At 61.7% G+C, this 24,997-nt stretch carries 21 protein-coding genes; 8 read left to right on the top strand and 13 right to left on the bottom strand.

All coding sequences use genetic code 11. The annotated features are described in order from the left end of the window. Positions 1 to 127 precede the first annotated feature (127 nt). The 5 genes from purT to CAF90_RS19685 form a co-directional block, all read right to left on the bottom strand. Positions 128 to 1,309, bottom strand: a complete 1,182-nt coding sequence (gene purT / locus CAF90_RS19705) for a formate-dependent phosphoribosylglycinamide formyltransferase (RefSeq protein ID WP_064382418.1) — start codon at positions 1,307 to 1,309, stop codon at positions 128 to 130. 100 nt (positions 1,310 to 1,409) lie between these two features. After that, positions 1,410 to 1,877 carry a preQ0 transporter gene (locus CAF90_RS19700; RefSeq protein ID WP_007954619.1) on the bottom strand — a complete coding sequence of 156 codons (468 nt, stop codon included), beginning with the start codon at positions 1,875 to 1,877 and terminating at the stop codon, positions 1,410 to 1,412. Positions 1,878 to 1,941: 64 nt separating this feature from the next. Next, positions 1,942 to 2,157, bottom strand: a complete 216-nt coding sequence (locus CAF90_RS19695; protein ID WP_007954618.1) for a DUF1289 domain-containing protein — start codon at positions 2,155 to 2,157, stop codon at positions 1,942 to 1,944. Further along, complete coding sequence (locus CAF90_RS19690) at positions 2,154 to 2,678, bottom strand: gamma carbonic anhydrase family protein (RefSeq protein ID WP_007954617.1); 525 nt, start codon at positions 2,676 to 2,678, stop codon at positions 2,154 to 2,156. Before CAF90_RS19690 ends, CAF90_RS19695 begins: the two co-directional genes overlap by 4 nt. 47 nt (positions 2,679 to 2,725) lie before the next feature. Beyond that, positions 2,726 to 3,325 carry a CoA pyrophosphatase gene (locus CAF90_RS19685; RefSeq protein ID WP_085608172.1) on the bottom strand — a complete coding sequence of 200 codons (600 nt, stop codon included), beginning with the start codon at positions 3,323 to 3,325 and terminating at the stop codon, positions 2,726 to 2,728. 147 nt (positions 3,326 to 3,472) lie between these two features. Here CAF90_RS19685 and CAF90_RS19680 point away from each other — a divergent pair, with 147 nt between their 5' ends. The 7 genes from CAF90_RS19680 (at position 3,473) to nagE (ending at position 12,133) form a co-directional block, all read left to right on the top strand. Next, positions 3,473 to 4,024, top strand: coding sequence for an NUDIX hydrolase (locus tag CAF90_RS19680; RefSeq protein WP_085608171.1), 552 nt, complete (start codon positions 3,473 to 3,475; stop codon positions 4,022 to 4,024). A 102-nt stretch (positions 4,025 to 4,126) separates the two neighbouring features. Next, complete coding sequence (locus tag CAF90_RS19675) at positions 4,127 to 4,642, top strand: murein L,D-transpeptidase family protein (RefSeq protein ID WP_007954614.1); 516 nt, start codon at positions 4,127 to 4,129, stop codon at positions 4,640 to 4,642. A gap of 331 nt (positions 4,643 to 4,973) precedes the next feature. Next, positions 4,974 to 5,705: a GntR family transcriptional regulator gene (locus CAF90_RS19670; RefSeq protein ID WP_007954613.1), complete on the top strand. Its 732-nt coding sequence runs from the start codon at positions 4,974 to 4,976 to the stop codon at positions 5,703 to 5,705. A 30-nt stretch (positions 5,706 to 5,735) separates the two neighbouring features. Beyond that, positions 5,736 to 6,842: an N-acetylglucosamine-6-phosphate deacetylase gene (gene nagA, locus CAF90_RS19665; protein WP_085608170.1), complete on the top strand. Its 1,107-nt coding sequence runs from the start codon at positions 5,736 to 5,738 to the stop codon at positions 6,840 to 6,842. Beyond that, on the top strand, positions 6,823 to 7,845 hold the full coding sequence (locus CAF90_RS19660; RefSeq protein WP_139834502.1) for an SIS domain-containing protein: 1,023 nt from the start codon (positions 6,823 to 6,825) through the stop codon (positions 7,843 to 7,845). The genes nagA and CAF90_RS19660 overlap by 20 nt, the downstream gene beginning before the upstream one ends. 35 nt (positions 7,846 to 7,880) lie before the next feature. After that, positions 7,881 to 10,394 (top strand): phosphoenolpyruvate--protein phosphotransferase, encoded by a 2,514-nt coding sequence (ptsP, locus tag CAF90_RS19655; RefSeq protein ID WP_085608168.1) that lies wholly within the window; start codon positions 7,881 to 7,883, stop codon positions 10,392 to 10,394. Positions 10,395 to 10,417: 23 nt separating this feature from the next. Further along, positions 10,418 to 12,133, top strand: coding sequence for an N-acetylglucosamine-specific PTS transporter subunit IIBC (gene nagE / locus CAF90_RS19650; protein ID WP_085608167.1), 1,716 nt, complete (start codon positions 10,418 to 10,420; stop codon positions 12,131 to 12,133). 685 nt (positions 12,134 to 12,818) lie between these two features. On the opposite strand, the gene CAF90_RS19645 is transcribed toward nagE, so the two are convergent. After that, a complete protein-coding gene (locus CAF90_RS19645; RefSeq protein ID WP_085608166.1) occupies positions 12,819 to 13,130 on the bottom strand; it encodes a YqfO family protein in 312 nt (103 codons plus the stop codon). A 5-nt stretch (positions 13,131 to 13,135) separates the two neighbouring features. Continuing rightward, positions 13,136 to 17,032 carry a phosphoribosylformylglycinamidine synthase gene (purL, locus tag CAF90_RS19640; RefSeq protein ID WP_085608165.1) on the bottom strand — a complete coding sequence of 1,299 codons (3,897 nt, stop codon included), beginning with the start codon at positions 17,030 to 17,032 and terminating at the stop codon, positions 13,136 to 13,138. Positions 17,033 to 17,317: 285 nt separating this feature from the next. Here purL and mltF point away from each other — a divergent pair, with 285 nt between their 5' ends. Then, the gene (gene mltF, locus CAF90_RS19635; protein ID WP_011332593.1) at positions 17,318 to 18,778 is read left to right on the top strand and encodes a membrane-bound lytic murein transglycosylase MltF; all 1,461 of its coding nucleotides are present in this window, start codon (positions 17,318 to 17,320) and stop codon (positions 18,776 to 18,778) included. A gap of 53 nt (positions 18,779 to 18,831) precedes the next feature. Here mltF and pdxJ read toward each other — a convergent pair whose 3' ends face one another. From pdxJ to lepA, 6 genes are all read right to left on the bottom strand, one after another. Beyond that, positions 18,832 to 19,575, bottom strand: coding sequence for a pyridoxine 5'-phosphate synthase (pdxJ, locus tag CAF90_RS19630; RefSeq protein ID WP_064382428.1), 744 nt, complete (start codon positions 19,573 to 19,575; stop codon positions 18,832 to 18,834). Between the two features lie 46 nt (positions 19,576 to 19,621). Continuing rightward, a complete protein-coding gene (gene recO, locus CAF90_RS19625) occupies positions 19,622 to 20,311 on the bottom strand; it encodes a DNA repair protein RecO (protein ID WP_085608164.1) in 690 nt (229 codons plus the stop codon). Positions 20,312 to 20,479: 168 nt separating this feature from the next. Further along, positions 20,480 to 21,382 (bottom strand): GTPase Era, encoded by a 903-nt coding sequence (gene era / locus CAF90_RS19620; protein WP_011332590.1) that lies wholly within the window; start codon positions 21,380 to 21,382, stop codon positions 20,480 to 20,482. Next, positions 21,375 to 22,064, bottom strand: coding sequence for a ribonuclease III (gene rnc, locus CAF90_RS19615; RefSeq protein WP_085608163.1), 690 nt, complete (start codon positions 22,062 to 22,064; stop codon positions 21,375 to 21,377). The genes era and rnc overlap by 8 nt, the downstream gene beginning before the upstream one ends. Positions 22,065 to 22,246: 182 nt before the next feature. Beyond that, positions 22,247 to 23,101: a signal peptidase I gene (gene lepB, locus CAF90_RS19610; RefSeq protein WP_007957367.1), complete on the bottom strand. Its 855-nt coding sequence runs from the start codon at positions 23,099 to 23,101 to the stop codon at positions 22,247 to 22,249. Between the two features lie 9 nt (positions 23,102 to 23,110). Further along, on the bottom strand, positions 23,111 to 24,907 hold the full coding sequence (gene lepA, locus CAF90_RS19605) for a translation elongation factor 4 (RefSeq protein ID WP_085608162.1): 1,797 nt from the start codon (positions 24,905 to 24,907) through the stop codon (positions 23,111 to 23,113). Between the last annotated feature and the right edge of the window lie 90 nt (positions 24,908 to 24,997).

Below are 24,997 nucleotides of genomic sequence, written 5' to 3'. Positions count from 1 at the left end.
AGAAAGGGCGGGACGAGAAGTCTCCCACGGTCCGTACTGGCTAGAGTCGGAATCGAGCTTTTAGTCCCGCCCACCCCTTCAAGTCTAAACATACAAGCGAGCTTGCTCGCGATGGACGCGACTCGGTTTACAGCTCTACTACAACAGCCTGGGAAGCACGGGTCGCCTTGGCACGAGCGGCTTCAATCGATTCGTCACGGGCCAGTGCAACACCCATGCGGCGCTGACCGTTCACTTCAGGCTTGCCGAACAGACGCAGCGCGGTATCCGGCTCGCTCAGTGCAGCGCCGAGGTTGGCGAATGCGGTCTGGGTCGACTGGCCTTCCACCAGAATCACCGCCGAAGCGGATGGGCCGAACTGACGGATCAGCGGCACCGGCAGACCGAGGATTGCCCGGGCGTGCAGGGCGAACTGCGACAGGTCCTGGGAAATCAGGGTCACCAGACCGGTGTCGTGCGGGCGCGGCGACACTTCGCTGAACCACACCTGATCGCCTTTGATGAACAGCTCGACGCCGAACAGGCCACGGCCGCCCAACGCTTCGGTCACGGCTTTGGCAACACGCTCGGATTCAGCCAGCGCCACCGGGCTCATGGCCTGTGGCTGCCACGATTCCTGATAGTCGCCCTTCTCCTGACGATGGCCGACCGGGGCACAGAAGGTGGTGCCACCCACGTGACGCACGGTCAGCAAAGTGATTTCGTAGTCGAAATCGATAAAGCCTTCGATGATCACGCGACCTTTGCCGGCGCGACCGCCCTCTTGAGCGTAATCCCAGGCTTTCTGCACGTCATCAACGCTGCGCAGCAGGCTCTGGCCCTTGCCCGACGAACTCATCACCGGTTTCACGACGCACGGGAAACCCAGGTCCTCAACGGCTTTACTGTAGTCCTCGAAGGTGTCGGCGAAGTGGTATGGCGAAGTCGGCAGGTCCAGCTCTTCGGCGGCCAGGCGACGAATACCTTCGCGGTTCATGGTCAGTTGCGCGGCGCGAGCGGTCGGGATCACGGTGAAGCCTTCGGCTTCCAGTTCGACCAGGGTAGCGGTGGCGATGGCTTCGATTTCCGGCACGATGAAATGCGGCTTCTCGGCTTCGATCACTGCACGCAGGGCAGCGCCGTCGAGCATGTTGATCACGTGGCTGCGATGGGCAACCTGCATGGCCGGCGCATTGGCGTAACGGTCGACGGCGATCACTTCAACGCCCAGGCGTTGTAGCTCGATCACCACTTCCTTGCCCAACTCACCACAGCCACACAGCAATACGCGGGTCGCGGTCGGCGACAATGGAGTTCCGATACGGGTCATCTCAGGTCCTCAAAGAAGCGGATCATCGAGGAAAGCAACGCCAGACGCGCTTTCCATGGGGAGAAAGCGCGGCATTTTACATGAACCTGAGGGTTTGGCTTCAGCCGGCGACAGCCTGTTTGCGTTCACGCCAGGCCATGATCAGCCAGACCGCAGTCACACCGGCGAACTTCGAGGCCAGCGCGGTGATGAGCACCGGCGGCGTCAGCAGGTCAATCATGCCGAAGAAGATGAAGGTATCGAGGGGAATGCTCAGCGCCGAGCTGATCCACAAGCGGTCGCGCAACGGGCGCTTGGTGATGGTGAACACCAGCCAGTCGATGCACTCGGAGACCGCGAATGCCGTGGCGCTGGCCAGCGCAATCGATGGATCGGAGGTGACATAAGACAGCACCAGCGCCGCCAGCATCGCCACGATCGCACCGTGGCCGAAGCGGATCTGCACCATGTCGCGCAGCACGAACACCAGCCCGCCCCAGGCCGACCAGATGATGTCCAGGTGCGGCGCGGTGGAGAAGGCGAAGTTGATCAGCACGACGCTGCTGATGTAAGCGATGAGGAAAATCATGGGCATGACCTGTCAATTTGGCGCACAGGTTACTTCAGCCTTCCGATGACGCCAATCAAATCGGTTATTGCCCTGGCGTTTTACCGATCATCCAGACCAGACCACTGGCCTTCGCCCGTTCATGACAGAGCCCAAGGACAACCCGGCGTTCATCATTCGTCATTCGGCTCCAGCGAGTGATCTCTTCGACCGTACGCTGGCAACCGGTGCAAATGTCGTCTTCGTCCAGCGCGCAAATGCTCACGCACGGCGAGGCGACAGGTCTTTCCGGGGTTGTCATTCTTCCTGCTCGACCAGATCGCGCGCATAGCGCTGAGAGTTATGCACATAGTGCGCAGCACTGGCTTCGAGCATCTTCTTCTGCGGCTCGGTCAGCTCGCGCACCACCTTGCCCGGCGAGCCCATCACCAGCGAACCGTCAGGAATTTCCTTGCCTTCGCCGATCAGCGAATTGGCGCCGATGATGCAGTTCTTGCCGATCTTCGCGCCGTTAAGGATGACCGCGTTGATACCGATCAGGCTGTAGTCGCCGACCGTGCAGCCGTGAAGCATGGCGTTGTGGCCGATGGTCACCCCGGTGCCGATGGTCAGCGGATAGCCCATGTCGGTGTGCATCACCGTGCCGTCCTGCACGTTGCTGTTCTTGCCGATCAGGATCAGTTCGTTGTCGCCGCGCAACACGGCGTTGAACCAGACGTTGGCGCCCTCTTCCAGTTTGACCTTGCCCACGAGCACGGCGTTGGGGGCGACCCAGCTCTGCGGATGGGTTTCGACACGGGCGTCGCCCAGGCGGTATTTCATCTTGTTTTCCTCAGGGCTCACGATGGCTGGCCATTCGAGCGATGGCTTCAGGTATTGATAAAGCTTTTGGGCGGCTGATGCAGGCTGATTTTGGCGTCATAGAGCAGGTTGATCAACTCGACGATCATGATCGCCGTCAGCCCCCATATCTTGTATTCGCCGTAACGGTAGCTTGGCACGTACCAACTGCGACCCTGATAGTCGATGCGGTGGGTGTGTTCGCGCGGATCCTTGCGGAAGAACTCCAGCGGCACACTGAACACCGCAGCGATCTCGGCATCATTGGCTTGGTACTCGACAAAATCGGGAATCACCCCGACATACGGCGTGACCTTGATGCCATGCAGGGAAATCAGCGGACTGAGCGGACCGATCACTTCGACCAGTCCCGGCGGCAGGCCGATTTCTTCTTCGGCTTCACGCAGCGCGGTGAAAATCAGGTCCGGGTCTTCCGGATCCCGTCGTCCACCGGGGAAGGCGACTTCGCCGCCGTGGGTCGAGAGCCCGCTGGCGCGCAGGGTGAGGACAAGTTCGGGTTCGTCACTGCGAGTAATCGGCACCAGGACAGCGGCCTCGGGGAAACGCGTGTCGGTCTCCAGCGTGCGCGGCGTGTGATTGCTTACCCGGTGCAGTAGCTCGTCCAGCATAAGTGTTCTCGATCGGTGCCTTACCCTGCATCATGCACCAATCATTGCGACCGCCCAAGCCCCGAACAGGCGTCATGTCGCGAAACGACAACTTGCCGACTGACACCGCTGCACGCCAAGATAGGCGCAGCATTCAGGAACCCCAGCATGAAATTTTGCAGCCAGTGCGGCAACCCGGTGACCCAGCGCATTCCCGAAGGCGACTCGCGGCTGCGATTCGTCTGCGATAGCTGTCAGACGATTCACTACCAGAACCCCAATATCGTGGCCGGTTGCGTGCCGACCTGGGGCACCAAAGTCCTGCTGTGTCGCCGCGCCATCGAGCCACGCCTCGGTTACTGGACGCTGCCCGCCGGTTTCATGGAAAACGGCGAGACCATCGAGCAGGCCGCCATCCGCGAAACCGCCGAGGAAGCCTGCGCCCGGGTGCGCAACCTGAGCATCTACACCCTGATCGACGTGCCGCACATCAGTCAGGTGCATGTGTTTTTCCGCGCCGAGCTGGCGGATCTGGACTTCGCCGCCGGCCCTGAAAGCCTGGAAGTGCAACTGTTCGACGAAGCCGACATTCCCTGGGACGAGCTGGCTTTCCGCACGGTGGGCCGTACTTTGGAATGCTTCTTTGCAGACCGGCGCGTCGAGGTCTATCCGGTTCGCTCCGAATCGATTCCGCCGCTCGCTCAACCGGCCATCACTTGATTTCGACGGCAGCCGGCCGATAACCGGCTAACGCAGCCCGCGACAGCGCCTGCACACTATCTATAAATAAAGTATCTGCTTCATTTCTGGGGAATCGTTTCAATGCGCTGGTTGCTTGCCCTGTTCTGCCTGTCGTTCGTCACCGTCTCCCAAGCGTCATTCGTGACCACCGTGACGCCTTCGAACACCCCGCTCATCGAAAAAGTACTAGTGCTCAAATCGGCTCATCAACTGCAGTTGATCGCCGACGGCAAGCCACTCAAGAGCTATCGCATCTCCTTGGGCAAGGGCGCGAAAAAAGGCCCGAAGCTGATTGAAGGCGACAAACGCACACCGGAGGGTTTCTATTGGATCGACTGGCGCAAGACCAGCGACAAATTCAACCTGTCGATGCACATCTCTTACCCGAACATCAGCGACTCCGCCCGCGCCCGCCGCGAAGGCGTCGAGCCTGGCGGCATGATCATGATCCACGGCACGCCGGACTCCGAGGACAACCCGGAACAACTGTTCCACACCCTGGACTGGACCGACGGCTGCATCGCCATGCGCAACGTCGACATGCGCGAAGTCTGGAACCTGGTGCCGGACGGCACGATGATCGAAATCCGCCCCTGATTCTGTCATCCAGGGAGCACGCTCCCGAGGGGCCGCAAAGCGGCCCTTTCCCCCGACCATTGGTCGCTCGCAAAAAATAAATCAAAAAGATCGCAGCCTGCGGCAACGTCTGAACGGTGATACCACTTTCACCCGCCAGAACTGCCGCAGACTGCGATCTTTTGCTTTCCAGAGCCCACCGCTAATACCACTTGAAACCACCCTCTCTCAAACACCCGATTCCAAAGGACTACAGGCCTTTCCGCTGCGTTGACATGGTATGCAAGTGGTATTAGTTTTCGCCGAAACAGCGAGCGACAACAAACCAATATCAGCTCCGGAAGTGCCTTGCATGAACGATCTCCACGCCCTGCGCCCTGACGACTCCCAGCCGACGCCGCTGTACCTGCAACTGGCGCGCAACCTGGAAGCGGCGATCCATGCCGGCCAGTGGAAAGCCGAACAGGCGATGCCCTCGGAGCGCAATCTCAGCGAAATGCTGGGGATTTCCCGGGTCACCGCCCGCAAGGCGCTGGAAGTCCTGCTCGATCAAGGCTTGATCCGCCGCCTGCAAGGTTCCGGCACCTTCATCACCCCACGCCTTGAACAACCGCTGTCGCGCCTGTCGGGGTTCAGCGAAATGCTGCGCCTCAAGGGCTTCGTACCGAGCTCGCAATGGCTGGAGCGGGAAATCACCCTGCCCACCCACGAAGAACTGATCCGCCTCGGCCTGTCGCCGAACGACAAGGTCGCGCGCATGAAACGCCTGCGCAAAGCCGACGACACCGTGATGGCCATCGAGATGAGCACCCTGCCCGCCTCGATCATGCCCAAGCCACAGGTGGTGGGCGATTCCCTCTACGAACACCTCGACAGCATCGGCAAACCGATCGTGCGCGCCTTGCAGCACATCCAGGCAATCAACGCCTCGGACGAGTTCGCCGCGCTGGTCGGCATCGCCCCCGGCACCGCGATGCTGCTGATGACCCGGGTCGGCTACCTGGAAGACAACACGCCGATCGAAGTCACCGACACCTATTGCCGCAACGACTACTACGACTTTGTTGCAGAGCTTCGCCGCTGATCAGCAGCCAGGCCAAACGAGAGAAGCGAAATGTCTGAAGACAACATCCTCACCGCTGACGGCTGGATTCGCGGCCGGCTGATTTACGAACACGGCAGAGTCGTGTCGATCGAAGGCGTGCCTTGCGATCCGGCGACCAATGACTTGCCGTATCTGCTGCCGGGTTTCATCGACCTGCACGTCCACGGCGGTGGCGGCAAGGACATCATGGAAGGCGCCAGCGCGTTCGAGACCATCACCAAGACCCACGTGCGCTTCGGCACCACCTCGCTGCTGGCCACCACCATGACCGCGCCGAGTGCCGAGATTGCCAGCGTGCTCAAGGAGGTCGGCGAGTTCTGCGAACAGCGTCCGAAAGGTGCCGCCCGGGTTCTCGGCGTTCACCTCGAAGGCCCGTACATCAATCCCGGCAAACTCGGCGCCCAGCCGAACTTCGCCCACACCGCGTTGATGGCCGAAGTCGAAGAGTATCTGGCACTGGCGCCGATCCGGGTGATCACCATCGCCCCGGAAATCGCCGGCCATGACGGTTTGATTCGTGAGTTGAGCAGCCGTGGCATCCGCATGCAGATCGGTCACACCCTCGGCAGTTACGAGGAAGGGGTCGCCGCCCTCGAAGCCGGCGCCACCAGTTTCACCCACCTGTACAACGCCATGAGCCCGCTGCATCACCGCGAGCCGGGCATCGTCGGCGCGGCGCTGGCCCATGCCAAATTCGCCGAGCTGATTCCGGACTTGCTGCACGTGCACCCCGGCGCGATCCGCGTGGCCCTGCGCTCGATTCCGTGCCTGTATTGCGTCACCGATTCCACCGCCGCCGCCGGCATGCCCGATGGCGAGTACAAGCTCGGCAGCCACACCGTCACTAAATGCCTGGGCGGCGTGCGCCTGCCCGACGGCACCCTGGCCGGCAGCACCCTGACCATGGATCAGGCCCTGCGCAACCTGGTGAAGATCGGTCTGCCGATCAGCGAGGCCTCGCAACGTCTTTCGCAATTCCCCGCCGACTACCTCGGCATCACCGAACGCGGGCGCCTTGCACCTGGCGCCTGGGCCGACTGCGTGCGGCTGGATCGCTCACTCACACTGACCGCCGTCATGGTCGAAGGAGAAGACATTGACTTCAAAAATGCTTGAGGAGGCGCTGTCCTCGTTCGAGGCCGTGCAAGCCCAACTGCAGCAGCTCGACCCGCAAATGATCGAGATCGCCGGACGCCTGCGCCGTCAGCCGCCGCAAGTGGCGATGACCGTTGCCCGTGGCAGCTCCGACCATGCGGCGAGCTACTTCGCCTACCTGACCATGCAGCAACTTGGCGTACCGGTGGCGTCGTTGCCGATGTCGGTGGTGACCATGCAACAGGCGCCGTTGAAGGTCAGCGGTCAGGTCGCGTTCGCCTTCTCGCAGTCAGGCCAGAGCCCGGATCTGGTCAACAGCCTGCGCCTGCTGCGCAAACGCGGCGCCCTCAGCGTGTCGATGGTCAACGCCGCCGATTCGCCGCTGGAAGCCGCGTGCGAATTCAGCCTGCCGTTGCTGGCCGGCACCGAAAGCAGCGTCGCCGCGACCAAGAGTTTCATCGCCACCCTCAGCGCCAGCGCCCGCCTGATCGCCCACTGGAAAGAAGACAGCGAATTGCTGGAGGCGCACAACGCCCTGCCCGAGGGCCTGCGCGAAGCCGCGCAACAGGACTGGAGCCTGGCCATCGACGCCCTGCGCGATTGCGAGCGGTTGATGGTGATCGGCCGTGGCGCCGGTTTCGCCATTGCCCAGGAAGCCGCACTGAAATTCAAGGAGACCTCGGCGATCCAGGCCGAAGCCTTCAGCAGCGCCGAAGTCCGTCACGGCCCGATGGCCTTGATCGACGAACATTACCCGTTGCTGGTGTTCGCCCCGCGCGGTGCCGAACAGGCCGGTCTGCTGAGCCTGGCGGCCGAGATGCGCCAGCGCGGCGCCCGCGTGCTGCTGGCCGCCCCGGATGACGTGAGCGAACGTGACCTGACCTTGAGCCGCGCGGAGCATCCGGCGCTCGACCCGATCCTGGCGATCCAGAGTTTCTACGTGATGGCGGCCGGTCTGGCCGTGGCCCGTGGCATGGACCCGGATCAGCCGCGACACCTGAGCAAAGTCACCCGTACGCACTGAGTCCGAACCGAACGTTTTCCTGATGAGACCGAGCCATGCACAACAACAATAAAGAGCTGACTTTAAGCGCCCCGCTCAGCGGCCCGGTGCTCACGCTCGCCAAAGTTCCGGACGCGGTGTTCGCCAGCGGCGCGATGGGCGACGGCATTGCCATCGATCCGCTGAACGACACCCTGTATTCGCCCTGCGCCGGCGTGGTGATCCACGTCGCCCGCACCGGCCATGCACTGACCGTGCGCGCCGACAACGGCGCCGAGCTGTTGCTGCACCTTGGTCTGGACACGGTGGAGTTGCAGGGCGAAGGCTTCTCGATGCTGGTCAAGGAAGGCGCGCGGGTCAGCAATGGCCAGCCGCTGCTGCGCTATGACCTGGACAAGGTCGGCCGCCAGTGCAAAAGCCTGGTCAGCCTGCTGATCCTGACCAACAGCCAGGATTTCCAGGCGCGCCCCATCACCCTGAAAACGGTGAAGGTGGGCGAGCCGCTGCTGCACATCGTCGCTCGTCACAGCGCAGCGGCGAACACAGAAGAACTCGGCGGCCCGGAAGTTCACGGTCACGTGCAGGTCGCCCATCGCGGCGGTCTGCATGCGCGCCCGGCGGCGTTGATCCGTCAGACCGCGCAAGGTTTCAAAAGCCAGTCGCAGCTGCATTTCGCCGGCAAGTCGGCACCGTGCAACAGCCTCATCGGTTTGATGGGCCTGGCGATTGGCGAGCAGGACGAAGTGCAGGTCACTTGCCAGGGCCCGGACGCACAGGCGGCGTTGCAAGCCTTGCTCACCGCACTGGCCACCGCCCTGGCCGAAGATCATCACGCCGCCGCACCGGTTGCCGCTACCCCACGCAATCGCCCGGCCGAGGCTGGCGTGTTGCACGGTGTGTGCGCCGCACCGGGTTTGGTCGGCGGACCGCTGTTTCGTTTGAACGCGATCAGCCTGCCAGCGGACAGTGGCAATCATCAGCCCGAGCAACAATTGCAGATCCTCGACATCGCGCTGAACCAGGTTCGCAGCGAAATCGACGGCACCCTCGCCCAAGCGAAAAAACACCGCAATGCCGACGAAGAAGCGATCTTCGCCGCGCACCTGGCCTTGCTGGAAGACCCGGCCCTGCTCGATGCCGCCCAGCAATCGATTGAAACCGGCACCGCAGCGACCCACGCCTGGAGCCAGTCCATCGACGCGCAATGCGAGGTTTTGCAAAACACCGGCAGCCCGCTGCTGGCCGAACGCGCCAACGATCTGCGCGACCTCAAGCAACGGGTGCTGCGCGCCCTGCTCGGCGAAGCCTGGCATTACGAAGTGCCGGCTGGCGCCATCGTCGCCGCCCACGAACTGACGCCGTCGGACCTGCTGCAACTCAGCGCGCAAGGCGTCGCCGGCTTGTGCATGGCCGAAGGTGGCGCGACTTCCCACGTGGCGATTCTGGCCCGGGGCAAAGGCCTGCCGTGCATGGTCGCACTGGGTTCTGCACTGCTCGATCAAGCACAAGGCCAACCGGTGGTCCTCGACGCCGACGGCGGTCGCCTCGAACTGACGCCAAATGCCGAGCGTCTGACCGAAGTCCGCCAGGCACAGATCGACCGCCAACAACGGCGCGATGCCCAGCAAGCCCAGGCCTATCTGCCGGCGGAAACCCGCAACAGCGTGGCCATCGAAGTGGTCGCCAACGTCGCTTCCAGCCACGAAGCGGCGGATGCATTTGCCAACGGCGCCGACGGCGTCGGCCTGTTGCGCACCGAGTTTCTGTTCGTCGATCGCCACACTGCGCCGGACGTCGAAGAACAACGCGCCGCCTATCAATCTGTGATCGATGCCATGGGCGACAAGTCAGTGATCATCCGTACCATCGACGTCGGCGGCGACAAGCAACTCGACTACCTGCCACTGCCGGTCGAGGCCAACCCGGTGCTCGGCCTGCGCGGTATTCGCCTGGCCCAGGCCCGCCCGGAAATCCTCGATCAGCAACTGCGTGCGCTGCTGCAAGTCAGCCCGTTGCAGCGCTGCCGGATCCTGCTGCCGATGGTCACCGAAGTCGACGAACTGATGCACATCCGCCAGCGGGTCGATGCGCTGTGCCTGGAACTGGGCATCAATCAACGTCCGGAAATCGGCGTGATGATCGAAGTCCCGGCCGCCGCGTTGCAGGCCGAACAATTGGCTGAACACGCCGACTTCCTGTCCATCGGCACCAACGACCTGTCGCAATACACCCTGGCCATGGACCGCGACCACGCAGGCCTCGCCGCGCGGGTAGATGCCTTGCACCCGGCGCTGCTGCGCCTGATCGCCATGACCTGCGAAGGCGCGGCGGTGCATAAACGCTGGGTCGGCGTGTGCGGCGCCCTGGCTTCCGATCCGCTGGCGACGCCGGTGTTGATCGGCCTGGGCGTGACCGAACTGTCGGTGAGCCCGGTACAGATCGGCGAAATCAAGGACCGCGTGCGCCAGCTGCACGAAGCCGAATGCCAACGCCTCGCCCGGGACTTGCTCAAGCTGAGCAGCGCCGCCGCGGTGCGTCATGCCTGTCATCAACATTGGCCTCTGCGCTAACAAAAACAACAAGGACAAACGCCATGTACCAACTCTTCATCGAAGGCCTGCAACGCCTCGGCCGCGCGCTGATGCTGCCGATCGCGATCCTGCCGATCGCCGGCCTGCTGCTGCGCCTGGGCGACACCGACCTGCTGAACATCGCGATCATCCACGACGCCGGCCAGGTGATCTTCGCCAACCTGGCGATGATCTTCGCCATCGGCATCGCGGTCGGCTTCGCCCGGGACAACAACGGCACCGCCGGCCTCGCCGGGGTGATCGGTTACCTGGTGATGATCTCCACCCTCAAGGTGCTCGACGCCAGCATCAACATGGGCATGCTCGCCGGGATCGTCAGCGGCCTGATGGCCGGCGCGCTGTACAACCGCTTCAAGGACATCAAGCTGCCGGAGTACCTGGCGTTCTTCGGCGGCCGGCGTTTCGTGCCCATCGTCACCGGTTTCAGCGCAGTCGGCCTGGGCGTGCTGTTCGGCTACATCTGGCCGCCGATCCAGCACGGCATCAACAGCTTCGGCACCCTGCTGATGGAAAGCGGCAGCTTCGGCGCGTTCGTCTTCGGCGTGTTCAACCGCCTGCTGATCGTCACCGGGCTGCACCACATCCTCAACAACATGGCGTGGTTCGTGTTCGGCAACTTCACCGACCCGACCACCGGCGCGCTAGTCACGGGTGACCTGTCCCGCTACTTCGCCGGCGACCCGAAAGGCGGCCAGTTCATGACCGGCATGTTCCCGGTCATGATCTTCGGCCTCCCCGCCGCCTGCCTGGCGATGTACCGCAACGCCCTGCCGGAGCGCCGCAAAGTCATGGGCGGGATCTTCCTGTCGATGGCCCTGACCGCGTTCCTCACCGGCGTCACCGAACCCATCGAATTCGCCTTCATGTTCCTCGCACCGCTGCTGTTCCTGCTGCATGCGCTGCTGACCGGCCTGTCGATGGCAATCACCAATGCATTGAACATCCACCTGGGCTTCACCTTCTCCGGCGGCTTCATCGACATGGTGCTGGGTTGGGGACGCTCGACCAACGGCTGGCTGGTGGTGCCGGTGGGCCTGGCGTATGCGGTCATCTACTACGCGGTGTTCGATTTCTGCATCCGCCGCTTCAACCTGAAAACCCCGGGCCGCGAAGACGTCGCCACCGCCGACAAAGCGGTCCTGACCGAAAACGAACGCGCCAGCGCTTACATCAAGGCACTCGGCGGTGCGGAAAATCTGGTCACCGTCGGCGCATGCACCACGCGTCTGCGACTGGAAATGGTCGATCGCAACAAAGCCTCGGACGCCGATCTGAAAGCACTGGGCGCAATGGCCGTGGTACGTCCCGGCAAGGGCGGCAGTCTGCAGGTGGTCGTCGGGCCAATGGCCGACAGCATTGCCGACGAAATCCGCCTGGCGATGCCCGCATTGGGCCGAGCCGTGGTGGCTGCCCCTGTCGCTGTTGTCGAAACCAGCGAACCCGTCGCAGTCTCCACACCCCAGGCCCAGCAATGGCTGACCGCTCTGGGCGGCAGCGACAACGTGCTGCAACTCGACTGCATCGCCATGAGCCGGATCCGCCTGCAACTGGCCGATGGCAAGGCGCTTTCGGAAAGCCGCTTGAAAGAGCTTGGATGTCTGGGTGTGAGCGCGCTGGAAGATGGCGTGTGGCACTTGCTGGTGGGGGATCGGGCGCAGAGTTTGAGTGTGGCGCTGGAGGGGTTGGTCAATCGGAGTGAGGTGAGTGCCAAGGTCTGATGGTTGCCATCAAGTTTTGACTTGAAGCGATTACAAACAAGAAACCCGGCCTAGGCCGGGTTTCCTGTTCCATTTGAAGCAACCACCGCAGGACCGGAGCTTCCGGGGGGGCAAGCTGAAACCAATTGGGAAGATTCAGTAAATCCCGCACATCTTTAAACATTCGAAAATGGAACGCGGAGCGTCCCGGGCTGCATTCCCACGCGGAGCGTGGGAACGATCAAGCAGTACGCAGTTGCCTTCTGCTTCTTGCTTTCTGCTTCTTGCTTTCTGCTTTCTGCTTTCTGCTTCCCACCACTCAACACGATGAGCGTTAGCTCGAGTAAAGCTTTTGACGTGCCGGCCCCATCGGAAGGCTGAGTGGAGGGATTTATCCGGGGGTGGGAGCGCAGCGACCGTGCGGCGAAGCCGCATGCATCGAGAGGAGGTGCAGCGAAGCAAACCGTAGGCGATGCCCCCGGATGAATCCCGGAGCGAAGGAACCCCGAGCCCCAGCGAGGGGCCGAACGCCGGGGCCCAGACCTTTGGTTACTTTGGGGCGTTTGCCAAAGTGACCCGCCGTAAGGGCGGAACCATAAGCCGCCGCACCCAAAGAAACGGATATTCACCCAACCCAAACCCCAAACAACAAAAAACCCGCTGAAATCACTCTCAGCGGGTTTTCCATTTCAGCAGCCAAGGAAAATCAAAAATCCTCCAGCCGCCACACTTCATAAGCCGGCGTCTCGTAGGGATGGCTCAACTTAAGAGCCGCCACTACCGAGCGAATCAACTCATCGCCAACAACAAGCTCAACCTTCCACTCCTCGACCCGCTCAACCCGCCCCGCCTCACCCATGAACGGCTGACTCCCGTCCAAAGGCCGAAACTGACCAGATCCAAGCACCTGCCAAGCACAGTGGTCATAGTCACCGATCCGCCCACCACCGGCAGCGAACACAGCCTCCTTGACCAACTCGACATGACTGTCGGGAACAAAAAAAGCGAGCTTGTACACAGCGCTTAGTTCACCCACACACGAGCATTACGGAACATACGCATCCAAGGCGCGTCTTCGTTCCAGTCTTCCGAACGCCACGAGTTCTGCACGGCACGGAACACACGCTCCGGGTGCGGCATCATGATCGTCACACGGCCATCACGGCTGGTGAGACCGGTGATCCCGCGCGGCGAACCGTTCGGGTTGGCCGGATAGGCTTCAGTGACCTTGCCATGGTTGTCGACGAAACGCATCGCCACGCAACCGGACAGATCGGCTTCCAGCAGTGCTTCTTCGCTGGAGAACTCGGCGTGACCTTCACCGTGAGCGATGGCGATCGGCATGCGCGAACCGGCCATGCCCTGCAGGAAGATCGAGTTCGACTCCTGAACCTGAACCATCGCCACACGCGCTTCGAACTGCTCGGAGCGGTTGCGCACGAAGTGCGGCCAGAACTCGCTGCCCGGGATCAGCTCGTGCAGGTTGGACATCATCTGGCAACCGTTGCACACGCCGAGGGTGAAGCTGTCGTTACGTTCGAAGAAGCCCTGGAACGCATCGCGGGCACGGCTGTTGAACAGTGCGGACTTGGCCCAGCCTTCACCGGCGCCGAGAACGTCGCCGTAGGAGAAACCACCGCAGGCCACCAGACCTTTGAACTCGTTCAGGTCGACACGGCCGGCCAGAATGTCGCTCATGTGCACGTCGATCGCGTTGAAACCGGCGCGGTCGAACGCCGCCGCCATTTCCACCTGACCGTTGACGCCCTGCTCACGCAGCACGGCAACCTGTGGGCGAATGCCTTTCTTGATGTAAGGCGCGGCGATGTCCTGGTTGACGTCGTAGCTCAGCTTGACGCTCAGGCCCGGGTTGTCTTCTTCCAGCAGCGCATCGAACTCTTGCTCGGCGCAGTCGGCGTTGTCGCGCAGACGCTGGATCTGGTAGCTGGTCTCGGCCCACTGACGTTGCAGCAGACGACGCTGGCCTTCGAACACGGTGTCACCGTTGAAGGTGATATTGATCTGGCCATTGTTGATCGGCTGACCGATCACCGACACACAGTCGCCCAGACCGGCAGCGCTGAATTGCGCGAGGATGTCCGGGGTGGCGTCCTGGCGAACCTGGATCACGGCACCCAGTTCTTCGTTGAACAGGATGGCGGCGATTTCAGCGGAGCTTTCGGCAACGCTGTCCAGGTTAAGGCTCAGACCGCAGTGACCGGCGAAGGCCATTTCCACCACGGAGGTCAGCAGACCACCGTCGGAACGGTCGTGGTAAGCCAGCAGGTGACCGTCGGCGTTGAGGCCCTGGATCACTGCGAAGAAGGCTTTCAGGTCTTCGGCGTCGTCGACGTCCGGAGCCTGCTTGCCGAGCTTGCCGTGAACCTGCGCCAGGATCGAGGCGCCCATGCGGTTCTGGCCGCGACCGAGGTCGATCAGGATCAGGTCGGTGGTGCCCTTGTCCATGCGCAGTTCCGGGGTCAGGGTCTGACGGATGTCAGCCACTGGCGCGAAACCGGTCACGATCAGGGACATTGGCGAGGTGACAGTCTTGTCTTCGCCGTTGTCGTTCCAGCGGGTGGCCATGGACATCGAGTCCTTGCCGACCGGGATGGTGATGCCCAGCTCAGGGCACAGTTCCATGCCGACCGCTTTCACGGTGTCGTAGAGACGCGCGTCTTCGCCCGGGTGGCCGGCAGCGGACATCCAGTTCGCCGACAGTTTGATGTCGGAGAGCTTGTTGATGCGCGAGGCGGCAATGTTGGTCAGGGTTTCGCCGATGGCCATGCGGCCCGACGCCGGAGCGTCCAGCAGCGCCAGCGGAGTGCGCTCGCCCATCGCCATCGCTTCACCGGTGTAGACGTCGAAACTGGTGGCGGTGACGGCAACGTCGGCCACCGGAACCTGCCATGGGCCGACCATCTGGTCACGGGCCACAAGGCCGGTGATGGTGCGGTCGCCGATGGTGATCAGGAAGCTTTTGCTTGCCACGGCCGGGTGGTGCAGGACGCGTTCGATGCTTTCGCCGATGTCGAGGTTCGACGGATCGAAGTCATCACCCAGCTCGGCTTCGCGAACCACCGAACGGTGCATGCGCGGGGCCTTGCCCAGCAACACTTCCAGTGGCATGTCCACCGGGTTGTTGCCGAAGTGGCTGTCGGTCACGGTCAGTTGCGGCTCGGCGGTAGCTTCACCGACAACGGCAAACGGGCAACGCTCACGTTCGCAGATCGCCTTGAAGCGCTCGAAATCGGCCGGGCCGACCGCCAGAACGTAACGTTCCTGGGATTCGTTGGACCAGATTTCGTGCGGGGCCATGCCCGGCTCGTCGTTTGGAATGTTGCGCAGTTCGAAACGGCCACCGCGGTCGCCGTCGTTGACCAGTTCCGGGAAGGCGTTGGACAGACCGCCCGCACCCACGTCGTGGATGAAGCTGATCGGGTTCTTGTCGCCCAGCTGCCAGCAACGGTCGATGACTTCCTGGCAGCGACGTTCCATTTCAGGGTTTTCACGCTGAACCGAAGCGAAGTCCAGATCTGCAGAACTGGTGCCGGTGGCCATGGAGGAAGCAGCACCGCCGCCCAGACCGATCAGCATCGCCGGGCCGCCGAGGACGATCAGCTTGGAGCCGACGACGATCTCGCCTTTCTTGACGTGTTCTTCACGGATGTTGCCCATGCCGCCAGCGAGCATGATCGGCTTGTGGTAACCGCGAACTTCGTCACCGTGCGGGGTGGTGATCGATTGTTCGAAGGTACGGAAGTAGCCGGTCAGGGCCGGACGACCGAACTCGTTGTTGAACGCGGCGCCGCCCAGCGGGCCTTCGATCATGATGTCCAGCGCGTTGACGATGCGCTCAGGCTTGCCGTACGGCACTTCCCACGGCTGTTCGAAGCCCGGGATCTGCAGGTTCGATACGGTGAAACCGGTCAGGCCGGCCTTCGGTTTGGCGCCACGACCGGTTGCACCTTCGTCGCGGATCTCGCCGCCGGAACCGGTGGACGCGCCCGGGAACGGAGCGATCGCGGTCGGGTGGTTGTGGGTTTCGACCTTCATCAGGATGTGCACCGGTTCCTGCACCGCGCCGTACTGGCGGGTTTCCGGATCCGGGAAGAAGCGGCCGGCGACGTTGCCGACGATCACCGAAGCGTTGTCCTTGTAAGCGGACAGCACGCCTTCGCTGTGCATCTGATAGGTGTTCTTGATCATGCCGAACAGGCTTTTTTCCTGGCTCTCGCCGTCAATATCCCAACTGGCGTTGAAGATCTTGTGGCGGCAGTGCTCGGAGTTGGCCTGGGCGAACATCATCAGTTCGATGTCGTGCGGGTTGCGCTTGAGACCGTTGAAGGCGTTGACCAGATAGTCGATCTCGTCTTCGGCCAGGGCCAGGCCCAGTTCGACGTTGGCTTTTTCCAGTGCGGCGCGACCGCCGCCGAGGATGTCGATGGCGGTCAGCGGCTTCGGTTCGGCGTGGCTGAACAGACCGGCGGCCTGCTCGAGGTTGGCCAGAACGATCTGGGTCATGCGGTCATGCAGTACGTCTGCAATCTGCTGCGCTTCGGCTTCGCTGAATTGGCCGGCGACGTAGAACGCGATGCCGCGCTCCAGGCGCTGGATCTTGCTCAGGCCGCAGTTGCGGGCGATGTCGCTGGCCTTGCTCGACCATGGCGAGATGGTGCCGAAACGCGGCAACACCAGGAACAGACGACCGGTCGGCTCTTGAACCGGAACGCTTGGACCGTACTTCAGAAGGCGCGCAAGCACCTGCTGTTCGTCGCCGGTCAGGACGCCGGTGACTTCGGCGAAGTGAGCGAATTCAGCATACAAGCCACTGACAGCCGGAACCTTCTGGCTCAGTTGCTCAAGGAGTTTGCTGTGGCGAAAGGCAGAAAGGGCAGGAGCGCCGCGCAGGATCAACATCTTCGGGACAGCCTCGGGAAGGGGTGTGCTTTGAGGCCGTGCATTCTAGCCTAAACCGCCCTCAACATCACCCGAAACGCTACGCACGGTTGCACCCGGATGTCGAGTGGTGTTCCTGCCTTGAGGGTCAAATTTATGGAGTGTTGGAGCGCGGGTTATTTTTTCTGTCACAAAATGCCTTTCGGGCCCATTCCTGCGGGGTTTCGAGCGGTTTTGTGATCCCTAGCAGACAACCCCGCAACTGTCGAGATATGGCGCCCGTTGTCCTTTGCGTATACTGCGCACATGTTTTCCCCAACGGCTTTGCGTCCGCGGTACGCCAAATGGCTGATCGCTACCGGACTCTTCCTGATGCTCAGTGGCTGTGTTGATAAACCCAACACACTCGAGCGCGTAAAGGAGGATGGCGTGCTGCGGGTGGTCACCCGAAACAGCCCCGCCACCTACTTTCAGGATCGCAGCGGTGAAACCGGCTTCGAATACGAGCTGGTGAAGCGCTTCGCCGACGATTTGGGGGTCGAGTTGAAGATCGAAACCGCCGACAACCTCGACGATCTGTTCAACCAGGTCGGCAAGCCGAACGGCCCGGTACTGGCGGCCGCCGGTCTGGTCAGCAGCGAACAGCGCAAGAAACAGGTGCGCTTCTCCCGCTCCTACCTCGAAGTCACCCCGCAGATCATCTATCGCAACGGCCAATCTCGTCCTACCGACGCCGGCGATCTGGTGGGCAAGAAGATCATGGTGCTCAAGGGCAGCACCCACGCCGAACAACTGGCGGAGCTGAAACAGAAATATCCTGGCATTCAATACGAAGAGTCCGACGCCGTTGAAGTGGTCGACCTGCTGCGCATGGTCGATGAAGGTCAGATCGACCTGACCCTGGTCGATTCCAACGAAGTGGCGATGAACCAGGTGTACTTCACCAACATCCGCGTGGCCTTCGACCTCGGTGACGCGCGCAGCCAGAGCTGGGCCGTGGCCGCTGGCGAAGACAACAGCCTGCTCAACGAGATCAACAGCTATCTGGACAAGGTGCAGAAGAACGGCACCCTGCAACGTCTGAAGGACCGTTATTACGGCCACGTCGACGTCCTCGGCTACATGGGCGCCACCACCTTCGCCCAGCATTTGCAGCAGCGGCTGCCCAAATACGAACAGCACTTCAAGGCCTACGCCAAGAAAGAGAAAGTCGACTGGCGCCTGCTGGCGGCGATCGGTTATCAGGAATCGCTGTGGCAACCGGCGGTCACCTCGAAGACCGGCGTGCGCGGGCTGATGATGCTGACCCAGAACACCGCTCAGGCCATGGGCGTTTCCAACCGTCTCGATCCGAAGCAGAGCATCATGGGCGGCGCCAAGTACCTGGCCTACATGAAGGATCAGCTCGACGAGTCGATCCAGGAACCGGATCGCACCTGGTTTGCCCTGGCGGCCTACAACGTCGGCAGCGGTCATCTGGATGACGCGCGCAAACTGGCGGCCAAGGAAGGGTTGAACCCGGACAAGTGGCTGGATGTGAAAAAGATCCTGCCGCGCCTGTCGCAGAAACAGTGGTACAGCAAGACCCGTTATGGCTACGCCCGCGGCGGCGAACCGGTGCATTTCGTGGCGAACATCCGTCGCTACTACGACATCCTGACGTGGGTGACCCAGCCGCAGCTTGAAGGCGATCAAGTGGCAGAGGGCAATCTGCATGTGCCGGGGATCGACAAGTCGAAACCGGCTCAAGAGCCCGCCCCGCTTTAACCCATCCCCAAAACAACTGTGGGAGCAAACTTGCTCCCACAGGATGTTGAAACTTAGTGTTTGGCAGCCGCCAGAATCAACGCCTTCATCTCCGACACCGCCGACTTGAAGCCAACGAACAACGCATGCGCCACCAGCGCGTGACCGATGTTCAGCTCGTTGATGCCCTTGATCGCGGCCACAGCCTCGACGTTGTGATAGTGCAGGCCATGGCCGGCATTCACGATCAGGCCTTGGGCCAGACCGAAGGCCACGCCGTCCGCCACACGCTTGAGCTCTTCCGCCACTTCGGTCGGCGTTTCGGCATCGGCGTAACGCCCGGTGTGCAGTTCGATGGCCGGTGCGCCGACGCGCTTCGACGCAGCGATCTGCCGCTCGTCGGCGTCGATGAACAGCGATACCTCGCTGCCGATCTTCGACAGACGCTCGACCGCCGCCCTGATCCGCTCTTCCTGCCCCGCCACATCCAGACCGCCTTCGGTGGTCAGCTCCTGACGGGTTTCCGGCACCAGGCAGATGTGCGCCGGACGAATGCGCTCGGCGAACGCCATCATTTCTTCGGTGACGCCCATTTCGAAGTTCATGCGGGTTTGCAGCACATCCTTGAGCAACAGCACGTCGCGCTCCTGAATGTGCCGGCGGTCTTCGCGCAGATGCACGGTGATGCCGTCGGCGCCCGCCTCTTCCGCGTCCAGCGCAGCTTTGACCGGATCCGGATAGCGCGTGCCACGGGCCTGACGCAGGGTGGCGACGTGGTCGATGTTCACGCCGAGAAGAATGCGATTGCTGGTGGTCACGGATGCGCTCCTGAATGGAAAGATTCGGCGCACAGCATACACGGGGCTACGGTTTGCGAAACAGTTCGCGACTCACGAGAGGACGGCCGCCAAGATGGACTGCAAGTGCCTGACGCATCAGGCGCTTGGCGGCGGACAGAGCGCCGGGGGCCGACCAGTCGGCTTCGGCCATGGCCAATAGTTCGGTGCCGTTGAACAGACCGGGCTGCAGCAGATAGACCCGCTCGAGTCCGGCATCCACCTGCAAGCGGTAGAGACCGTCCGCAGCGATAAGCTCGTCATTGATGTCGGTGTTCAGGGAGAAGCCGTAACCGAGGTCGTCGAGCAGCCGCCATTCGAAAGAACGCAGCAACGGTTCCAGCGGCCGGCCTTCGGCCAATGCGAGCAAGGTCTCGGCGTAATGATCAAACACCGCAGGATGCGGATCTTCGGCGGGCAACAGGCGAATCAGCAATTCATTGAGATACAGGCCGCTGAACAGTGCCTCGCCGACCATCCAGGTTGCGTTGCCGACGCTTTCCATGCGCCCGACATTCTTCAACTCACCCTTGCCGCGAAACTCCACTTCCAGCGGCACGAATGGCCGCGCCAACGTCCCGGCCTTGCCCCGCGCACTGCGCAACACCGCCCGCAGTCGACCTTGCGGCGTGAGGAAATCCACCAATGCGCTGGTTTCGCGGTAGGCGCGGGAGTGCAGGACGTAGGCGGGTTGGGCGGGAGGTGGGCTTTGCGACATTGAGTTCTCGATGACGAAACGCAGTTTTACACACACCCCAAAACTACTGTGGGAGCGGGCTTGCTCGCGAAAGCGGTGAGTCAGTCAAAGTATATGTCGACTGATCCGGCGCATTCGCGAGCAAGCCCGCTCCCACAGGGGGTTCTCTGGTGTAGCAGAAAACCGATGTTACAGGTCGCCGTAACCCAGCGAACGCAGCGCGCGCTCGTCGTCGGACCAGCCGCCCTTCACCTTGACCCACAGGTTGAGCATGATCTTGGAGTCGAACAGCAGCTCCATGTCCTTGCGCGCCTCGGTGCCAATGCGCTTGATGCGCTCGCCCTTGTCGCCAATGATGATTTTCTTCTGGCCGTCACGTTCGACGAGGATCAGCGCATGGATGTGCAGCGTCGCACCCTGCTGCTTGAACTCTTCGATTTCCACGGTGATCTGGTACGGCAGCTCGGCGCCGAGCTGGCGCATGATCTTCTCGCGCACCAGTTCGGCGGCGAGGAAACGGCTGCTGCGGTCGGTGATCTGGTCTTCCGGGAAGAAGTGATCGTTCTCCGGCAGATGATCGGCGATGACTTTTTCCAGCGCGTCGAGGTTGTGCCCCTGTTGCGCCGAGATCGGAATGATCTGCGCGTTCGGCAGCTGTTCCTGCAACCACGACAGGTGCGGCATCAGCTCGGCCTTGTCTTCGATGCGGTCGGTCTTGTTCAGCGCAACGATCAGCGGGCCCGTCACGTACTGCACGCGCTCCAGCACCATCTGGTCTTCTTCGGTCCACTTGGTGCGGTCGACCACGAAGATCACCACGTCGACGTCTTTCAACGCGGCCGAAGCAGTCTTGTTCATGTAGCGGTTCAGGGCTTTTTCGCCACCCTTGTGCATCCCGGGGGTGTCGACGTAGATCGCCTGCACGTCGCCCTCGGTCTTGATTCCGAGCATGTTGTGGCGAGTGGTCTGCGGCTTGCGCGAGGTGATTGCGAGCTTCTGGCCGAGGATGTGGTTCAGCAGCGTGGACTTGCCCACGTTGGGACGGCCGACGATGGCAACATAGCCACAGCGCGTTGCGTTTGTATCAGTCATTGCCATTCTCCACACCCAGGGCAATCAGTGCTGCGGCGGCCGCTACCTGTTCGGCAATACGACGGCTCACACCCTGACCCCGGCTTTTTTCATTCAATAGGACAACTTCGCACTCGACGAAGAAGGTACGGCAGTGCGGCTCACCCTGGATATCCACCACTTCATAACGCGGCAGTTCGCAGCCGCGCGATTGCAGGAATTCCTGCAGGCGGGTCTTCGGATCCTTGTTGGTGTCGACCAGCGTCAGGCCTTCGAACTCGCCGGCCAGCCAGGCCAGTACGCGCTCGCGGGCGACTTCCATGCCGGCGTCGAGGTAGATCGCACCGATCAGCGCTTCAAGGGCGTCGGCCAGAATCGACTCACGACGGAAACCGCCGCTCTTCAACTCGCCGGAACCCAGACGCAGGTAATCGCCCAGATCGAAACCGCGGGCCAGTACCGCCAGCGTCTCACCTTTTACCAGCCGTGCGCGCAAACGCGACAACTGGCCTTCGCGAGCCAGCGGGAAACGGTCGAACAAGGCTTCGCCGGCAACAAAGTTGAGGATCGCATCGCCGAGGAATTCCAGACGCTCGTTGTTGCGTCCGGCAAAGCTGCGGTGCGTGAGGGCCAGGATCATCAGTTCCTGGTCCTTGAAGGTGTAACCGAGCTGACGCTCGAGACGGCTTAGAGAAACGCTCACGGTTTACCCACGCTGAGTTCGTGGCTGGATTCCACTGCCATCGCCGGGATACGGCGCAGGCCTGGGACAATTAACGCTGTGTTCAAAAATGACGTCCTGAATATCGTGGCTTCATGCCCCGGAGCCGGTTGTGCCGACGCCAGAAATGCATTCGGCGCTGTGGTCAACAGCGCCGTGTTTGTTTACTTGATCAGGCCGACCCGCGAGAAGTTCGGCAGGTGGCTGAGTTTCGGTTCCGGCCAGCTCATCCAGACCGCGAAGGCCTTGCCGACGATGTTCTGGTCGGGAACCATGCCCAGCAGATCCTTGGGAATGTTCGGATCATCCCAGTAGCGACTGTCGTTCGAGTTGTCGCGGTTGTCGCCCATCATGAAGTAGTGCCCGGCCGGCACGGTCCAGGTATGGTCCGGCGTGGCGCGGTAGCGGCTCATTTCCTTGCGGATCAGGTGCTCGGCGACACCGAGTTTTTCCTTGTAGAGTTCCGCGCTGCCCAGCGTACCCGGCTCGGAGCCGACCAGTTGCTCGGCGATCGACTCGCCATTGACGAACAGCCGTTTGTCGGCGGTGTACCGCACGGTGTCGCCCGGCAGGCCGACCACACGCTTGATGTAGTTGACGTTCGGGTCGCTCGGGTAGCGGAACACCATCACATCACCGCGCTGCGGGTCACCGACTTCGATGATCTTCTTGTCGATCACCGGTAAACGGATCCCGTAGGAAAACTTGTTCACCAGAATGAAGTCGCCAACGTCCAGAGTCGGTTTCATCGAGCCGGACGGAATCTGGAACGGTTCCACCAGGAACGAACGCAGCACCAGCACGATGAACAGCACCGGGAAGAACGACTTGCCGTACTCGACCAGCAGCGGTTCTTTGTTCAGCTTCTCGACCACCACCCCATCAGGCTGGCTGACGCTGCCCTGATAGGAGGCGATGGCGGCACGCCGACGCGGTGCCAGGATCAACAGATCGAGCAACGCCAACAGACCGCAGACGAACACGGCAATGACCAGCAACAGCGGGAAATTTAGTGACATAGGACCTGACTATTCCAACCTGAGCACGGCGAGGAAGGCTTCTTGTGGAATTTCCACGTTGCCGACCTGTTTCATGCGTTTCTTACCGGCCTTCTGCTTCTCAAGCAGTTTTTTCTTACGGCTGACGTCGCCGCCGTAGCACTTGGCCAATACGTTCTTTCTGAGTGCCTTGACGGTTGTCCGGGCGACGATCTGACCGCCGATGGCAGCCTGGATGGCCACGTCGAACATCTGACGAGGAATCAGTTCTTTCATCTTCTCGGTCAACTGGCGACCTTTGAAGTGCGAATTGTCACGGTGCACGATCAGCGCCAGAGCGTCGACCTTGTCGCCGTTGATCAGCACGTCCAGTTTCACCAGATTAGCCGATTGGTAACGATCGAAATGGTAGTCCAGCGAAGCATAGCCGCGGCTGGTGGATTTCAGACGATCGAAGAAGTCCAGGACCACTTCGTTCATCGGCAGGTCGTAGGTCACTTGCACCTGATTGCCGAGGAACAGCATGTCGACCTGCACACCGCGTTTCTCGATGCACAGGGTGATGACGTTGCCCAGGTGTTCCTGCGGTACCAGGATGTTGGCGCGCACGATCGGCTCGCGCATGTCTTCGATTGCAGACACGTCCGGTAGCTTCGACGGGTTGTCGACGTAAATCGTTTCACCGGTTTTCAGCACCAGCTCGAAGATTACCGTCGGCGCAGTGGTGATCAGGTCCAGGTCGTATTCGCGCTCCAGGCGCTCCTGGATGATCTCCATGTGCAGCATGCCGAGGAAGCCGCAACGGAAGCCGAAGCCCAGTGCGTCGGAGCTTTCCGGGGTGTATTGCAGCGACGAGTCGTTCAGGGTCAGCTTCTGCAGCGCTTCGCGGAAGTCCTCGAAGTCGTCGGAGCTGACCGGGAACAGACCGGCGTAAACCTGTGGCTGGATGCGTTTGAAACCTGGCAGCACCGGAACGTCCGGAGTGGAGCTCAGGGTCAGGGTGTCACCGACCGGCGCACCGTGAATGTCCTTGATGCTGGCAATGATGAAGCCCACTTCGCCGGCTTTCAGGTCAGCGGTGGCGGTGTGTTTCGGGTTGAACACACCAACGCTGTCGACCAGATGCACCTTGCCGGTGGACTTGACGAGGATCTTGTCGCCCTTCTTCACGCGGCCGTGACGCACGCGCACCAGGGAAACAACGCCCAGGTAGTTGTCGAACCAGGAGTCGATGATCAACGCTTGCAGCGGATCTTCGATGTTGCCGGTCGGCGCAGGAATGGTCGCGACCAGACGCTCGAGCACTTCGTCGACACCCAGGCCGGTCTTGGCGCTGCAGGTGACGGCGTCGGTAGCGTCGATGCCGATGATCTTCTCGATCTCGTCCTTGACGCGGTCAGGCTCGGCCTGTGGCAGGTCGATCTTGTTCAGGACCGGCATGACCTCGAGGCCCTGCTCGATGGCGGTGTAGCAGTTGGCCACGGACTGGGCTTCAACGCCCTGCCCCGCATCGACCACCAGCAACGCACCTTCACAGGCCGCCAGGGAACGGCTGACTTCGTAGGTGAAGTCGACGTGGCCCGGGGTGTCAATGAAGTTCAGCTGGTAGGTGACGCCGTCTTTGGCCTTGTAATAGAGGGTAACGCTGTGGGCCTTGATGGTGATCCCGCGTTCGCGCTCCAGATCCATGGAATCCAGTACCTGGGCTTCCATTTCACGCTCGGCCAGGCCACCGCACATCTGGATGAAACGGTCAGCCAGCGTCGACTTGCCATGGTCAATGTGGGCGATGATGGAGAAATTGCGGATATGACTCAAATCACTCACGGATCAACACTCAAAAAGGCTGCAGGCTTGGCCCGCCGAAAAATAGCCGGGAATTGTACCTGATACACGGCGCAAGCGTCACGTTCGCCT

Source organism: Pseudomonas sp. B37(2017), from assembly GCF_002112885.1.
GTDB classification, from domain to species: domain Bacteria; phylum Pseudomonadota; class Gammaproteobacteria; order Pseudomonadales; family Pseudomonadaceae; genus Aquipseudomonas; species Aquipseudomonas paraglycinae.
Note: the sequence above shows the minus strand (reverse complement) of the source record. Positions and strands in the feature narration are given on the sequence as shown.